The following is a 15,164-nucleotide window of genomic DNA, read 5'->3' on the forward strand; positions in this document are numbered from 1 at the left end:
GACGTTAACGGGCCAGCCGCTGCAATCCGACGAATAGCAGCGCCCACAGCGGCGCCAGGCCGGCCAGGGTTGGCGTCACGCCGTAACCGAACTGCACCCCCGCCAGTTGACTGCCCGCGTAATAAGACAGCGGCCCGCCGAGTGCCCCGAGCAGCGCCGCGCGCCACCAGGGGCGAGCCGTCCAGGCCAGGCAATGGCGCAACGTGGTGGCCAGCAATGCCCACAGCAACATCAGCCAAAAGGGAATCAGCGGGCCCGGCTCACCGAACTGGAATACCCCTGCCGCACGTAGCGCGCTATCCAGCAGCGTGCCCGCGAGCATCACGCCGACGATCAGCGCGCCGTCCTCGGCCCACGAACTGATCCACAGCAGGTGGAGCGCCAGGACGGCCAGTCCGACCAATAACCATGCGCTGTCGCCGCCCAACACGCACGCAAACCAGCCGCACTGGAACAGCACGGCATTCGCCAGCGGTTTAAGCACTGAAACGCCCGAGCAACGGCGGGTTGATGGCTGCCGGCTTGGCCAGCAGCAACTGCGCGGTGCCGATGGTGCGCTCCATAAAGCCGCCTTCGCAGTAGCACAGGTAAAACTCCCACAACCGCAGGAAGTATTCGTCGTAGCCCAATTCCATGAGGCGGCCGTGGGCTCGGCGAAAGTTCTCATGCCACAAGCGCAGGGTTCGCGCGTAATGCAGGCCGAAATCTTCCATGTGCAGCAGGTTCATGTCGGTGTCGCGGCTGACAATCTGCAGCATGTTCTGCACAGAGGGCAGGGCGCCGCCGGGGAAAATATAGCGCTGGATAAAGTCGACGCTGTTCTTGGCCTGTTCAAAGCGTTGCTCGCGGATGGTGATGGCTTGCAGCAGCATCAGGCCATCGCTCTTGAGCAGGTGGGCGCACTGTTTGAAGTAGGTCGGCAGGAAGCGATGGCCCACCGCTTCGATCATTTCGATGGACACCAGCTTGTCATATTGGCCGCTCAGGTCTCGGTAGTCCTGCAGCAACAGCGTTACCTGGTCTTGCAGCCCCATGTCGCTGATGCGTTGCTGGGTGTAGATAAACTGCTCCCGGGACAAGGTCGTGGTGGTGACCTTGCAGCCATAGTGGCGCGCTGCATACAGCGCCATGCTGCCCCAGCCGGTGCCGATCTCCAGCAGATGGTCGGTGGGTTTAAGCGAGAGTTTCTGGCAGATGCGCTCCAGTTTGTTCAGTTGCGCCTGTTCCAGGGTGTCTTCGGGGCTCAGGAACTGCGCCGCCGAATACATCATGGTCGGGTCGAGGAATTCTTCGAACAGATCGTTGCCCAGGTCATAGTGAGCGGCGATGTTTTTCTGTGAACCCTTGCGCGTATTGCGGTTGAGCCAATGCAAGCCTTGGGTGAACGGCCGCGCCAGTTTGGCCAGGCCACCCTCCAGTGCGTCGAGTACTTCCAGGTTGCTGACCATCACACGCACCACCGCAGTCAGGTCCGGGCTGCTCCAATACCCGTGGATAAACGCTTCGCCGGCACCGATTGAACCGTTGGCCGCCACCAGCCCCCACACCGCCGAATCGAGGATCTGGATTTCCCCCAGCAGGTGCGCTTCGCGGGCGCCGAACACTTGGCGTTCGCCGTCCTCGACCAGCACCAACTGACCGTGGCGCAATTGGCTGAGTTGACGCAACACGGCCTTGCGCAGCAGTGCGGTGGTCACGCCGTTGACGTTCAGGCGGTTGGCCTTGACCGATAAGTTAGGGGATTTCATGGCGGCGATCCTTGGTGTACCCGACTGCGGTGCGAGAGGCGCCATCGGCGGCCTGATGGGGGAAAATCGGTGTGCGTTTGAGCAACAGGCGCAGGGCCTGCCAATAAATCGCCAGGCAGGTCTTGGCGGTCATCCAGGGGAAGCGCCACAGGTAGCGGTGCAGGCTGGCGCGGTTGAGCGTTTCCTGGTGCAGGCTCAAGGTGGCGTCGAAGACTTTTTGATCGCCCTGCCAATCGGCCATGTGTACGCCAAGCCTGGCAGCGGGCGGGCTGAAGCTCATGCGGTATTCCAAGTCGCGCGGCAGGAACGGCGACACATGAAACGCCTTGGCCACGGCGAAATGCTGATGTTCACCCGCGTCCAGCGCCAGGGCCGGCAGCACGTAGTGATAGCGTTCGCGCCATGGGGTGTTGGTCACTTCACACAGGATCGCGGCCAATTGTCCGTCGGCCTCGAAGCAGTAGAAGAAACTCACCGGGTTAAAAGCCAGGCCCCAACTGCGGGCCTGGGTCAGTAGGCAGATAACGCCCTGGGGGGTGCGCCCCAGCGCCTTGCCGACTTCCTGGCGCACGGCATCGGTCAAGCTCATACCGTGGCGCGTGAATTCACGCAGGTAATCCTGCTGGCGAAAGCCGAAGGCGGCCAGGCGACCGGCGCCGGCCAGGGGCGAGAGCCCGAGCACTTCGTCCTGTTCGCTTAAGTCCAGGTACAGCAAGCCGATGCGGTAACGAAAGGCATGGGCCTTGGGCGCAAACCGTCGATGGGCGATCCAGCCGCTGTACAGGGCGCTGTTCACAGGGCTTCTCCAAGCGCGCGGGCCACGCGCAAGGCGCTGACCACGCCGTCTTCATGGAAACCGTTGGCCCAATAGGCGCCGCAATAGTAGGTGTGCTGCGCGCCGCACAACTCTTCCCAGCGCGCTTGCGCGGCCACGGCCGCCAGGCTGTATTGCGGATGGGCATAGGTGTAGCGGGCGAGGATCTTCAGCGGGTTGATCATTGACGTTTGGTTGAGGCTGACGCAAAAGGTCGTGGCGCTGTCGATGCCTTGCAGGATGTTCATGTCATAGGTCACCGCCGCCTGGGTCTGCGCGTTGCCGCTGAGCCGGTAGTTCCAACTGGCCCAGGCCAGTTTGCGGTCGGGCAGTAGGCGCGTGTCGGTGTGCAGCACCACGTCGTTGTCGGCGTAGGGCAGGGCGCCGAGGATCTGCTGCTCGGCGCTGCTCGGGTCGCCCAGCAGGGCCAGCGCCTGGTCGCTGTGGCAGGCGAACACGACTTTGTCGAAGGCTTCGGTGCCGGCGGCGCTGTGGATAATCACGCCGTCTGCGGCGCGCTCGACCCGATGCACGGGGCAGTCGAGGCGAATATGTTCACGAAAGCCGCGGGTCAGGGGTTCGATGTAACTGCTTGAGCCGCCCTCGATCACGCACCATTGCGGGCGGTTGCTCACCGACAGCAAACCGTGGTTCTTGAAGAAGCGCACAAAAAACTGCAAGGGGAAACCGAGCATGTCCGCCAGCGACATCGACCAGATCGCCGCGCCCATTGGCACGATGTAATGCCGGATGAATCGCGGGCCGTAGCCGCCGGCGTCGAGGTAGTCGCCCAGGGTCATGTCGGCGCTGATGCGTTGCGCTTGCAGGTCCAGCGGCGCCTCGCGGTTGAAGCGCAAAATATCGCGCAACATGCCCCAGAACCCTGGCGACAGGAGATTGCGCCGCTGGGCAAACAGGCTGTTGAGGGTGTTGCCGTTGTACTCGAACCCGGTGCTTTGGTCGCACACCGAAAAACTCATCTCGGTGGGTTTGAACGTCACGCCGATCTGCCCCAGCAGGCGGATGAAGTTGGGGTAGGTCCAGTCGTTGAATACGATAAAGCCGGTGTCCACCGCATAGCGTTTACCCTCGACGGTCACGTTGACCGTGTGGGTGTGCCCACCAATGCGGTCGCCCGCTTCGAACAGGGTGATGTCGTGGCTACGGCTGAGCAGGTAGGCGCTGGTCAGTCCGGCAATACCGCTGCCGATAATGGCGATCTTCACAGGTCGTCCTTTTTCGGCGGCGGGCTACGCAGCATGCGTTTGCCGATGATCAGTTGCGCGCGATTCGGCAGTTTCGACAGCGGCCACAGGGTGGCGATGAGCATCGCCGGGAAGGCGATCTCCAGCGGACGCTTGTTCAGCTTGGCGAAGATATACCGTGCCGCCTTGTCGGCAGACCAGCTCATGGGCATCGGGAAGTCATTGCGCTCGGTCAGCGGCGTGTCGACAAAACCCGGGCTGATCACGGTGACGTCGATGTTTTCCGGCGACAGGCTGATGCGCAGGGATTCGAACAGGTAGCGCAACCCGGCCTTAGACGCGCCATAGGCTTCGGCGCGCGGCATCGGCAGGTAGGTCACGGCGCTGGCCACGCCCACCAGGTGCGGCGTGCGCCCGGCGCGCAACAGTGGCAGCGCGGCTTCGATGCAATAACTGCTGGCGAGCAGGTTGGTGCGTACCACGTGCTCGATGATCGACGCGTCGAATTGCTTGGCATCGACATATTCACAGGTGCCAGCGTTGAGGATCACTGTGTCCAGCGCCCCCCAGACCTGGGCGATGTGTTCGCCGATTTCGCGCACGGTCTGGCTGTTGGTCAAGTCGCCGGCCACGATCAGCACTTGGCCGGGAAAGCGTTGGGCGAGCGCTTGCAGCGGGCCTTTGGTGCGCGCACTCAGGGCCACGTGGGCGCCGCTGTTGAGCAGCTCCACAGCGAGGGAGGCGCCGATGCCACTGCTGGCGCCGGTCAGCCAATAACGACGGGCTGGTGTGAGGCTCATCCGATTCTCCTTTTCAGCCAACTGACCACACGGCCGACGACCGGCAAGTGTTCGTAAAGCATCGCGCCGGCATCGAAATAATCCCGATGGCGGTACACCTTGTCGCGCCACATCAGGTGCGAGCAGCCTTCCACCCGGATGACCTTGCCCTTGGCCAGGCGCGGGTGGCAAAAGCTCATTTTCCAGCGCAGGTAACCTTCGCCTTCGGCGACCTGGTCGAAGCCGTGGAAGTCGAAGCGCAACTGGCTGACGTTACCGTACAGCTGCGCGAAATACTGGTGCAGCGCCGTGAGCCCATGCACGTCGTGCAGCGGGTCGGTGAAGGCGATGTCCTTGCTGTACAGGCTGTCGAGCAGGTGCAGGTTGTGCTTGTCCAGAGAGGCAAAGGCCTGGGCGAAGCGGCGCAGGAAGTCACTCATATTCGGCTCCCACTGCTTGGCGCGACGGCAGGCTGCGGAACGCCGCCAATGCCCGTTCGCGGGAGTGTTTCAGGTCGACAATCGAACGCGGGTAATCGGCTACGCCGAACAGGCCGCCGGCAGCCTGCGGGTCGTGTACGTCCTTTTTATTCAGCGCCGCCAGTTGCGGCAGCCAGTGCTTGATGAACACGCCGTCGCCGTCGAATTTTTGCGACTGGCTCAGCGGGCTGAAAATCCGGAAATACGGCGCCGAATCGGTGCCGGTCGAGGAGCTCCACTGCCAGCCGCCATTGTTGGCCGCCAGGTCGCCGTCGATCAGGTGGCGCATGAAGAAGCGCTCGCCTTCGCGCCAGTCGATCAGCAGGTTTTTGGTCAGGAACATCGCCACCACCATGCGCAGGCGGTTGTGCATCCAGCCGGTGTCCAGCAGTTGGCGCATGGCGGCGTCGATGATCGGCAAACCGGTGCGTGCCTGCTGCCAGGCGGCGAGGTCCTTGGGCGCGTCGCGCCAGGCCACCGCCTCGGTTTCGGGGCGGAAGGCGCGGTGACGGGACACCCGCGGGTAGCCCACCAGGATGTGCTTGTAGAACTCACGCCAGAGCAGTTCGTTGATCCAGGTGATTGTGCCGATGTCGCCGCTTTCGAACTCGCCCTGGTTGCTCTGTAACGCGGCATGCAGGCACTGGCGCGGCGAAACCACGCCCGCCGCGAGGTACGCGGAAAGCTGGCTGGTGCCGGGCTTGGCCGGGAAGTCGCGTTCGTCCTTGTAGTAGCTGATCTGCTGCTCGGCGAACGCGTCGAGGCGGCGGCGCGCTTCGTCTTCACCGGCGGGCCAGAGGGCGCGCAGCGTCTCGCTCGGGGCTTCGAAACCGTCGACCTGTTGCGGCACCGGGTCGCTGTTCAGCGCGAGGGCCGCTTGAGCCTTGGGCGTTGCCACCAAGCGCGGCACGGCGCTGTGCAGGCGCGCGTAGCAGACCTTGCGGAACTGGCTGAATACCTGGAAGTAGGTGCCGGTCTTGGTCAGCACGCTGCCGGGCTGGAAAAGCAATTGGTCCAGGTAACGGTGGAAGCTCACGCCTTCGGCTTCCAGGGCCTTGGCCACCGCCGCATCGCGACGGCTTTCGTGGATGCCGTATTCCTCGTTGACGTGTACCGACTCGACCGACAGTTCCCGGCACAGTTGGCCGAGCACGGCGGGCGCCTGGTCCCAGGTCGGGGCAGAGCGGATCAGCAAGGGAATATTCAGTGCGCCAAGGGCCTGGCTCAAGTGCTGCAGGTTGCGCAGCCAGAAGTCGACCTTGCACGGTGCGTCGTCGTGGGCCAGCCATTGCTGCGGGGTAACCAGGTACACCGCCGCCACCGGGCCGCGCTGGCTCGCGGCGGCCAGGGCGGTGTTGTCATGCAGGCGCAGGTCGGTGCGCAGCCAGATCAAATGCATTTAAAGAAGTCCACGCTGGATCAGTATCTGGTGAGCCGACAATGGGTCTTCGGCGACGAACAATTCAGGGATATCGCCGGTCAATACCGTCAACTCGGCCTGGTGGATGCATACCGTTGGGCCGACGATCAATTTTGGGCAGCGGATGCCGCCCAGAAGTTTTGCGAGTGCCGACAGATGGAGTGCCTGGCTCGAATACAGCAGCACCGCCCGTGGTTGCAGGTGCTCCACCGCCAGCGCCAGTTCGCCGGCTGGCAGCGGCCAGTCGAAGACTTCCACCGGGCAATCGGCGCTGCTGGCCAGCCACGCGCTGAGCCACAGGTGCGGCTCCAGCGGCAGGTCGGAATGATTCACCAGCAGCAGCGGCGCACCCTGCAGTTGGCGATTGTTGTGATAGATCCGCGCGCCGAACTTGCTGCGCAACCAGGACAGGAAGAACACCCGTTCCATCTGCGCGCCGAATTGGCCCTGCCAGCGTTGCTCCAGTTCGCTGAGCAGCGGCAGCAGCAGTTGTTTGCACAGGGTGCGCGGCGGGTAGAGCGCCATGGCCTGGTTGAAGGCGTCGTCGACCCGGCGTTCGGCCAGTTCGCTGATCGCCTGCACCAGGGTCTGGCGCAGGGTGTGCCATTCGTTTTCGACGGCGTCGGGGGCGACGTGCGCGGAGTCGATCAGGTTTTTCACCTGACTGACCGGCACGCCGCGATTGAGCCAGGTGAGGATGGTGTTGATGCGTTGCACATGGTCGTGGCTGAACAGCCGGTGGCCCTTGGGCGTGCGCTGCGGCACGATCAGGCCATAGCGGCGTTCCCAGGCGCGCAGGGTCACGGCGTTGACGCCGGTCTGGCGCGCCACTTCACGAATCGGCAGCCAGCCGTCTTCGAGGGCTTGGACGAGATCTTCGCCGGGGTCGTCTTGCATGGCTGCTGTCATGAGGCTTTTCATGGTTTAGATCGCATTACGCAGGCTGAGATTTTCCGGGTGCGGCTGCAAGTAGGCCTGCTGCGCGATGTAGCGGTCCGGGTGGAGGCGAAAGTGGTGCTTGAGCAAGGTCAGCGGCACCACCAGCGGCACGATGCCTTGGCGGTATTGGCCGATCACGGTTTGCATTTCCTGCTTATCGTCGGCGCTGATGGCCTGCTTGAGGTAACCGCTGATGTGTTGCAGCACATTGGTGTGGGTGCCGCGGGTGGCGCACTTTTTCAGCCCGCTCATCAGCGCGCTGAAATAATCGGCGCCCAGCGCGTCGAGGTCCTCGCCCCTGGCCATGCTGCCGAGCAGGTTGCCGAGGCTTTTGTAATGCGCCGGGCTGTGGGCCATCAGCAGGTACTTGTAGCGCGCGTGAAAAGCCAGCAGGCGATGGCGGGTCAGGCCTTCGCCGAGCAATTGTTGCCAACTGGCGTAGACGAAGACGCGGGTCAGGAAGTTTTCCCGCAGCACCGGGTCATTCAGACGACCGTCTTCTTCCACGGGCAGGTTGGGGTGGCGTGCGCAAAAGGCCTGGGCGTAGATGCCACGCCCGCCGCCGTCCACCGGTGCGCCGTTTTCACGGTAGACCTTGACCCGTTCCAGGCCGCAGGACGGCGACTTTTGCATAAAGATGTAGCCGCTCAGGTCGGTGTGCTCGGCGGCCATCTTTTCGCCGTATTCGCCCAGCGGCGCAGTGACATTCAGTTCGCGATGCACGGTGCCGACGGCTTGAGGGGCTGCGGCATCGCCCACCAGGCGAATGGTTTCCCGAGGAATACCCAGGCCGATAGCCACTTCCGGGCACAACGGCAGAAAGTCGAAGTACTCGGCGAGCACTTCGCTGCAGAGTTGCGATTGCTTATGGCCGCCGTTAAAACGCACGTTCTCGCCCAGCAGGCAGGCGCTGATACCAATCTTCGGCTTGATGGACGTGGTGCTGGACATGGCCAAACCTCTGCAAGATTCCTGTACAAATAAATAACCGTGTACAGCTAAACATCATCATAGGTCTGATGCTGTACAAGTCAAATATTTTGTACAAGTATTTGCGTGAAGGCTATTTCCAGCCGATTCGCCAGTCCTCGGCGTTTTGCAGGGTTTGCCAGGGCAGGCGTTCACCGCGCTTGGTCATGACGGCTTGCAGCTCGATGTCGAGCACGGTGCCTTCTTCATCACAAAACAGTTCGGTGACCAGGAAGTGTTTTTCCTTGTTGCGCGGGTGTGCTGCTGTCCACTTCGACAGCAGCAATTTGGTCGGGTTGATGCGGTTCATTGCAGGTGCTCGATCAAGCGTCGCGCGGCTTCCTGGCCACTGAGCCAGGCACCTTCGACGCGGCCCGACAGGCACCAGTCGCCACAGACGTACAGGCCCAGGTCGGCGTCAGCCAGCACGCCGAATTCATGGGCGCTGGACGGTCGTGCGTAAAGCCAGCGGTGCGCCAGGCTGAACGAGGGCGCAGGCATCGCGCTGTGCAGCAGTTCGGCGAAGGCACCGTGCAGGTGCTCGATCACCGCTTCCTTGGACAGGTCCAGGTGCTCCTTGCTCCAGGCGCTGGTTGCGTGCAGCACCCAGGTGTCGAGGGAGGCGTCGCGCCCCGGTTTGCTGCGGTTGCGCGCCAGCCAATCGAGCGGGCTGTCTTGCACGAAGCAGCCTTCCATCGGAGTTTCCAGCGGCTTGTCGAAGGCCAGGGCGATGGCCCAGGTGGGGTCCATCTTCACGCCGGCGGCGGCACTTGCCAGCTTCGGTGCGTCGGCCAGTAGGGCGGTTGCTTGCGGGGCGGGGGTGGCGATGATGACGTGGCTGAACGGACCGTGGTTGCCGCCGTCGGCGTCCAGCAGGTTCCAGTGGTGTTTGCCTTGGAACACTTCGGTGATACGGCAGCCGAACTGCACCGGCAGGTCGTCGAGCAGGGCGCGGGTGATGGCGCTCATGCGCGGCGTGCCGACCCAGCGAATCTGTTCGTCGGGGGAGGGCGTGAGTTGGCCGGACTTGAAGTTATACAGCTGTGGCTTCCATTGCTCGGCCCAGCCGTTGCTTTGCCAGCGTTGCACTTCGTTGACAAAGCGCCGGTCGCGGGCGGTGAAGTACTGGGCGCCCATGTCCAGTGCGCCGGCGTCGCTGCGCTTGCTGGACATGCGGCCACCACTGCCGCGGCTTTTATCGAAGAGTTGTACAACGTGCCCGGCGTCTCGTAACGCTCGGGCGGCGGAGAGACCGGCGATGCCGGTGCCGATGATCGCGATGGGGACAGTCATGGGAGGCCTCGTTTTACCGTTGGGTACAGACTACGCCGACACCAATAGCTGTACAATATTGTTTTTTGGTATAAGTTTTGGCGTACCTGATCGTTTGGCATGACCTATGGTTAAAGCTGAGGCTTAAATCAATGTCACGCCCGATTACAAATGATCCCTGCATATAAAATAGACCAGTGATCGGTGGCGAACGTTACATGAGGAAGATCCCATGCACATTTTGCTGACCGGCGGTACCGGCCTGATCGGCCGTCAACTTTGCCAACATTGGCTGACGCAAGGGCATCGCCTGACGGTGTGGAGCCGTCACCCTGAACAGGTCGCCAGGTTGTGTGGCGATGCGGTGCGCGGTGTCGCCAGCCTGCAAGAGGTTATCGGCCCGGTGGACGCGGTCATTAATCTGGCCGGCGCGCCGATCGCCGATCGCCTCTGGACGCATAAACGCAAGGCGCTGCTGTGGAGCAGCCGCATCAGCCTGACCGAAACCCTGCTGGCATGGCTGGAAAGCCTGGCGGAGAAACCGGCGGTGTTGATTTCGGGTTCTGCCGTGGGTTGGTACGGCGACGGCGGCGAGCGTGAACTGACCGAAGCCAGCGGCCCGGTGCAGGACGACTTCCCCAGCCAGTTGTGTGTCGCCTGGGAAGAAACCGCCCAGCGCGCCGAAGCCCTGGGCATTCGCGTGGTGCTGGTGCGTACCGGGCTGGTGCTGGCGGCCGAGGGCGGCTTTTTGTCGCGGCTGTTGCTGCCGTTCAAGCTGGCACTGGGCGGGCCGATCGGTAGTGGTCGGCAGTGGATGCCGTGGGTGCATATCAACGATCAAATCGCGCTGATAGATTTTCTTCTGCACCAGCGCGACGCCAGCGGTCCCTATAATGCCTGCGCGCCGCACCCCGTGCGTAACCGCGAGTTTGCCAAGACGTTGGGCCAGGTGTTGCACCGCCCGGCGTTCATGCCCATGCCGGCCTTCGTGTTGAAGGTCGGGTTGGGTGAGTTGTCCGGCTTGTTGCTGGGCGGCCAGAAGGCTTTGCCCGAGCGCCTGTTGGCGGCCGGTTTCACTTTCCAGTTCACTGAGTTGAAGGCGGCCTTGGACGACTTGTCCGGCCGCCTCTAAAGATAGGATGTTGCATGACGGATCACGCGTTGTTACTGGTCAACCTGGGGTCACCGGCGTCTACTTCGGTGGCCGATGTGCGCAGCTACCTCAATCAGTTCCTGATGGACCCTTACGTGATCGACCTGCCGTGGCCGGTACGGCGCTTGTTGGTGTCGCTGATTCTGATCAAGCGCCCCGAGCAATCGGCCCATGCCTATGCTTCGATCTGGTGGGAAGAGGGCTCGCCGCTGGTGGTGCTCAGCCAGCGCCTGCAGCAGCAGATGACCGCGCAGTGGACCCAGGGCCCGGTGGAGCTGGCGATGCGTTATGGCGAGCCGTCCCTTGAAACGACCCTGATGCGCCTGGCCGCCCAGGGGATTCAGAAGGTCACCCTGGCGCCTTTGTACCCGCAGTTCGCCGACAGCACCGTGACCACGGTGATTGAAGAAGCCAGGCGGGTGGTGCGCGACAAGAAGCTCAAGGTGCAGTTCTCGATCCTGCAACCGTTCTACGATCAGCCGGAATACCTCGATGCGCTGGTGGCGAGCGTGCGGCCCTATGTGGAGCAGGACTACGATCACTTGCTCCTGAGTTTCCACGGCCTGCCCGAGCGTCATCTGACCAAGCTCGACCCTACCGGCGCGCATTGCTTCAAGGATGCCGATTGCTGCCGCAACGCCTCGCCGCAGGTGCTTGCCACGTGTTACCGCGCGCAGTGCTTCAGCGTCGCCCGCAACTTTGCCGAGCGCATGGGCCTGCCGGACGGCAAATGGTCGGTGGCGTTCCAGTCGCGCCTGGGCCGGGCGAAGTGGATCGAACCTTACACCGAGGCACGCCTGGACGCGTTGGCTCAGCAAGGCGTGAAAAAGCTGCTGGTGATGTGCCCGGCGTTCGTCGCCGACTGCATCGAGACGCTGGAAGAGATTGGCGATCGCGGGCGGGAGCAATTTCGCGCAGCGGGCGGCGAGGAGTTGGTGCTGGTGCCGTGCTTGAATGACAGCGAGCACTGGGCGGTGGCGCTTAACACCCTGTGTGAGCGCGCGCCGGTGGCACTGTAAGGTGGGAGGGGCTTGCTGCCGATAGCGGCCTGTCAGGCACTGGATGAGGTGACTGTTGTACCGCTATCGGGGGCAAGCCCCCTCCCACAGGTGAAGGTTCAGGGCCACGGTGACGTTGTCTGTGCCGTTGTAATGCGCCAGCAGGTTATTCTTCTTCCTTCACCGGCGCAGGCGGTGGGCGCAGGCCGATTTCCGCCGAAAGATTGAGCTCTTTACCGTTGCGCATCACCTGGATCGTGACCTTGTCGGTCGGCTTGATCCGCGCCACTTGGTTCATTGACTTGCGGCCATCACCGGCCGGTTCGCCGTCGATGTTGAGGATCACATCCCCCAATTGCAGGCCGGCCTTCTGTGCAGGGCCATCGCGGAAGATCCCGGCGACCACGATGCCCGGGCGTCCGGTCAGGCCAAACGACTCGGCCAGTTCCTTGGTCAGCGGCTGCACTTCGATCCCCAGCCAGCCGCGGATCACCTGGCCGTGCTCGACGATCGACTTCATCACTTCCATCGCCAGCTTGACCGGGATCGCAAAACCGATGCCCTGGGAGCCGCCGGACTTGGAGAAAATCGCCGTATTGATGCCGGTCAGGTTGCCGTTGGCATCCACCAGTGCACCGCCGGAGTTGCCGGGGTTGATCGCGGCGTCGGTCTGGATGAAGTCTTCGTAGCTGTTGAGGCCCAACTGGTTACGCCCGGTGGCGCTGATGATGCCCATGGTGACTGTCTGGCCGACGCCGAACGGGTTGCCGATGGCCAGCGCGACATCGCCGACCCGCAGTCCTTCGGAGCGGCCGATGGTGATGGCGGGCAGGCTTTTCAGGTCGATCTTCAACACCGCGAGGTCGGTTTCCGGGTCGCTGCCGACGACGCGAGCCAGGGTTTCGCGGCCGTCGCGCAGGGCCACTACAATCTGGTCGGCACCGGTGGTCACGTGGTTGTTGGTGAGGATGTAGCCTTCCGGGCTCATGATCACACCGGACCCCAGGCTCGATTCCATGCGCCGCTGCTTGGGACTGTTGTCGCCGAAATAGCGGCGGAACTGCGGGTCTTCGAACAGAGGATGCGCCGGCTTGTTGATGACCTTGGTGGTGTACAGGTTGACCACCGCAGGGGCCGCGATGACCACGGCGTCGGCATAGGTCACCGGGCCTTGCACCACCGCGTTGGTTTGCGGGGCCTGTTGCAGGTTCACATCAAGGCTCGGTAAGCCCACCCACTGGGGGAAACGCTGAATAATCAGCATCGCGATCAGCACGCCAGCCAACAATGGCCACCCAAAAAAACGCAGTGCCTTGAGCATCAAGTAAGTCCTGACAGGTTGCAGGGGGCGGGAGAGCGCCCATAATGTCGCGCATTATACGAGGCTGCGAGCGCCTCGGAACGGGATATTTAGGAGTCTTTTATGGCCGTTGCTTTGAGCACCCTCGTCGAGGAAGCGGACCGCTACCTTGGCAGCGCAAAAATTGCCGATTACTGCCCCAATGGCCTGCAGGTCGAGGGGCGCCCGCAGGTGATGCGCATCGTCAGCGGCGTCACCGCCAGCCAGGCATTGCTGGACGCCGCCGTTGAAGCCCAGGCCGACCTGGTGCTGGTCCACCACGGTTATTTCTGGAAGGGCGAAAACCCGTGCATCACCGGCATGAAGCAGCGCCGCCTGAAGACCCTGCTCAAGCACGACATCAGCCTGTTGGCCTACCACCTGCCGCTGGACCTGCACGCCGAGGTCGGCAACAACGTCCAGCTGGCTCGGCAGTTGGACATCACCGTCGAAGGCCCGCTGGACCCGGCCGACCTCAAGATCGTCGGCCTGGTCGGCTCCCTCGCCGAACCGCTGTCGCCGCGTGACTTCGCCCACCGCGTGCAGAGCGTCTTGGGGCGCGAGCCGCTGTTGATCGAAGGCAGCCAGATGATCCGCCGCGTCGGCTGGTGTACCGGTGGTGGCCAGGGCTACATCGACCAGGCGATTGCGGCCGGCGTCGACCTTTACCTGAGCGGCGAAGCCTCCGAGCAGACCTTCCACAGCGCCCGCGAAAACGACATCAGCTTTGTCGCCGCCGGCCATCACGCCACCGAGCGTTACGGGGTGCAGGCATTGGGCGATTACCTGGCGCGGCGTTTCGCCCTGGAGCATTTGTTTATCGATTGCCCCAACCCGATCTAACGAACACCTCCAATAACTGTGAGAGGGGGCTTGCTCCCGATAGCGTTGGTTCAGTCAATGAATGCGTTGAATGGCACACTGCAATCGGGAGCAAGTCGAATCGTCGCACCGCCACTCCCACATTTGACCGCGTTCGGCCGGCCATCGCCGCCAAACCTCGGGGCATATCCATATACCGTTTCGATCTAGCTGGCGCCCTGAATAGAAGCAGGTGCTGTGCTAGCATGCCTCGCTCGAACACGGCCCGCTGGCCGTCCATAAGATCGTTTTTCCGTGAGTAGCCATGGTCGACAAACTGACGCATCTGAAACAGCTGGAGGCGGAAAGCATCCACATCATCCGCGAGGTCGCCGCCGAGTTCGACAACCCGGTGATGCTCTACTCGATCGGTAAAGACTCCGCCGTGATGCTGCACCTGGCGCGCAAGGCGTTCTTCCCGGGCAAGCTGCCGTTCCCGGTGATGCATGTCGACACCCAGTGGAAATTCCAGGAGATGTACACGTTCCGCGACCGCATGGTTGAAGAACTCGGCCTGGACCTGATCACCCACGTCAACCCGGACGGTGTGGCGCAGGGCATCAACCCGTTCACCCACGGCAGCGCCAAGCACACCGACATCATGAAGACCGAAGGCCTCAAGCAGGCTTTGGACAAGTATGGTTTCGACGCCGCGTTCGGCGGTGCCCGTCGCGATGAAGAAAAGTCCCGCGCCAAAGAGCGCGTGTACTCGTTCCGCGACAGCAAGCACCGCTGGGACCCGAAAAACCAGCGCCCGGAGCTGTGGAACGTCTACAACGGCAACGTCAACAAGGGCGAGTCGATCCGTGTGTTCCCGCTGTCCAACTGGACCGAGCTGGACATCTGGCAGTACATCTACCTGGAAGGCATCCCGATCGTACCGCTGTACTTCGCCGCCGAGCGCGATGTGATCGAGAAGAACGGCACGTTGATCATGATCGACGACGACCGCATCCTCGAGCACCTGTCCGACGAAGACAAAGCCCGAATCGTCAAAAAGAAAGTACGTTTCCGTACCCTTGGCTGCTACCCGTTGACGGGCGCGGTGGAGTCCGAAGCCGAGACGCTGACGGACATCATTCAGGAAATGCTCCTGACGCGAACTTCCGAGCGCCAGGGCCGGGTCATCGACCACGATGGTGCCGGCTCGATGGAAGATAAAAAACGTCAAGGCTATTTCTAAGGGGC

16 protein-coding genes are annotated in these 15,164 nt (G+C 62.7%); 4 read left to right on the forward strand and 12 right to left on the reverse strand.

Annotation, left to right across the window (positions count from 1 at the left end; all coding sequences use genetic code 11):
- Positions 1–4: 4 nt before the first annotated feature.
- The 11 genes from ACS5Q8_RS03785 to ACS5Q8_RS03835 all read right to left on the reverse strand — a co-directional run bounded on the left by ACS5Q8_RS03785 (position 5) and on the right by ACS5Q8_RS03835 (position 9,646).
- On the reverse strand, positions 5–484 hold the full coding sequence (locus ACS5Q8_RS03785) for a DUF2878 domain-containing protein (protein ID WP_465159847.1): 480 nt from the start codon (positions 482–484) through the stop codon (positions 5–7).
- Positions 477–1,748 (reverse strand): SAM-dependent methyltransferase, encoded by a 1,272-nt coding sequence (locus ACS5Q8_RS03790; protein ID WP_276196446.1) that lies wholly within the window; start codon positions 1,746–1,748, stop codon positions 477–479. Before ACS5Q8_RS03790 ends, ACS5Q8_RS03785 begins: the two co-directional genes overlap by 8 nt.
- Positions 1,735–2,544, reverse strand: coding sequence for a DUF1365 domain-containing protein (locus tag ACS5Q8_RS03795; RefSeq protein WP_276196447.1), 810 nt, complete (start codon positions 2,542–2,544; stop codon positions 1,735–1,737). The genes ACS5Q8_RS03790 and ACS5Q8_RS03795 overlap by 14 nt, the downstream gene beginning before the upstream one ends.
- Positions 2,541–3,788 carry an NAD(P)/FAD-dependent oxidoreductase gene (locus tag ACS5Q8_RS03800; RefSeq protein ID WP_443694222.1) on the reverse strand — a complete coding sequence of 416 codons (1,248 nt, stop codon included), beginning with the start codon at positions 3,786–3,788 and terminating at the stop codon, positions 2,541–2,543. The genes ACS5Q8_RS03795 and ACS5Q8_RS03800 overlap by 4 nt, the downstream gene beginning before the upstream one ends.
- Complete coding sequence (locus ACS5Q8_RS03805) at positions 3,785–4,567, reverse strand: SDR family NAD(P)-dependent oxidoreductase (RefSeq protein ID WP_276196449.1); 783 nt, start codon at positions 4,565–4,567, stop codon at positions 3,785–3,787. Before ACS5Q8_RS03805 ends, ACS5Q8_RS03800 begins: the two co-directional genes overlap by 4 nt.
- The gene (locus ACS5Q8_RS03810) at positions 4,564–4,986 is read right to left on the reverse strand and encodes a nuclear transport factor 2 family protein (protein ID WP_276196450.1); all 423 of its coding nucleotides are present in this window, start codon (positions 4,984–4,986) and stop codon (positions 4,564–4,566) included. The genes ACS5Q8_RS03805 and ACS5Q8_RS03810 overlap by 4 nt, the downstream gene beginning before the upstream one ends.
- Complete coding sequence (phrB, locus tag ACS5Q8_RS03815) at positions 4,979–6,424, reverse strand: deoxyribodipyrimidine photo-lyase (RefSeq protein ID WP_276196451.1); 1,446 nt, start codon at positions 6,422–6,424, stop codon at positions 4,979–4,981. The genes ACS5Q8_RS03810 and phrB overlap by 8 nt, the downstream gene beginning before the upstream one ends.
- Positions 6,425–7,354: a MerR family transcriptional regulator gene (locus ACS5Q8_RS03820; protein ID WP_465159848.1), complete on the reverse strand. Its 930-nt coding sequence runs from the start codon at positions 7,352–7,354 to the stop codon at positions 6,425–6,427.
- Positions 7,355–7,369: 15 nt separating this feature from the next.
- Positions 7,370–8,335, reverse strand: coding sequence for a YbgA family protein (locus ACS5Q8_RS03825; RefSeq protein WP_276196453.1), 966 nt, complete (start codon positions 8,333–8,335; stop codon positions 7,370–7,372).
- Between the two features lie 112 nt (positions 8,336–8,447).
- Positions 8,448–8,663: a TIGR02450 family Trp-rich protein gene (locus tag ACS5Q8_RS03830; protein ID WP_247407973.1), complete on the reverse strand. Its 216-nt coding sequence runs from the start codon at positions 8,661–8,663 to the stop codon at positions 8,448–8,450.
- Positions 8,660–9,646: an NAD(P)/FAD-dependent oxidoreductase gene (locus ACS5Q8_RS03835; RefSeq protein ID WP_276196454.1), complete on the reverse strand. Its 987-nt coding sequence runs from the start codon at positions 9,644–9,646 to the stop codon at positions 8,660–8,662. The genes ACS5Q8_RS03830 and ACS5Q8_RS03835 overlap by 4 nt, the downstream gene beginning before the upstream one ends.
- A gap of 211 nt (positions 9,647–9,857) precedes the next feature.
- Here ACS5Q8_RS03835 and ACS5Q8_RS03840 point away from each other — a divergent pair, with 211 nt between their 5' ends.
- Together ACS5Q8_RS03840 and hemH are read left to right on the forward strand one after the other, a co-directional pair.
- A complete protein-coding gene (locus ACS5Q8_RS03840) occupies positions 9,858–10,757 on the forward strand; it encodes a TIGR01777 family oxidoreductase (protein ID WP_276196455.1) in 900 nt (299 codons plus the stop codon).
- 14 nt (positions 10,758–10,771) lie between these two features.
- Positions 10,772–11,797, forward strand: a complete 1,026-nt coding sequence (gene hemH, locus ACS5Q8_RS03845; RefSeq protein WP_276196456.1) for a ferrochelatase — start codon at positions 10,772–10,774, stop codon at positions 11,795–11,797.
- A gap of 145 nt (positions 11,798–11,942) precedes the next feature.
- On the opposite strand, the gene algW is transcribed toward hemH, so the two are convergent.
- The gene (algW, locus tag ACS5Q8_RS03850; RefSeq protein ID WP_247397884.1) at positions 11,943–13,097 is read right to left on the reverse strand and encodes a Do family serine endopeptidase AlgW; all 1,155 of its coding nucleotides are present in this window, start codon (positions 13,095–13,097) and stop codon (positions 11,943–11,945) included.
- 102 nt (positions 13,098–13,199) lie between these two features.
- On the opposite strand from algW, the gene ACS5Q8_RS03855 reads away from it, so the two are divergent.
- Both ACS5Q8_RS03855 and cysD read left to right on the forward strand, forming a co-directional pair.
- Positions 13,200–13,958 (forward strand): Nif3-like dinuclear metal center hexameric protein, encoded by a 759-nt coding sequence (locus ACS5Q8_RS03855; RefSeq protein WP_247397886.1) that lies wholly within the window; start codon positions 13,200–13,202, stop codon positions 13,956–13,958.
- A 283-nt stretch (positions 13,959–14,241) separates the two neighbouring features.
- Positions 14,242–15,159, forward strand: a complete 918-nt coding sequence (gene cysD, locus ACS5Q8_RS03860; protein WP_010565604.1) for a sulfate adenylyltransferase subunit CysD — start codon at positions 14,242–14,244, stop codon at positions 15,157–15,159.
- Positions 15,160–15,164: the final 5 nt, after the last annotated feature.

The organism is Pseudomonas sp. PAMC25584 (assembly GCF_058135675.1).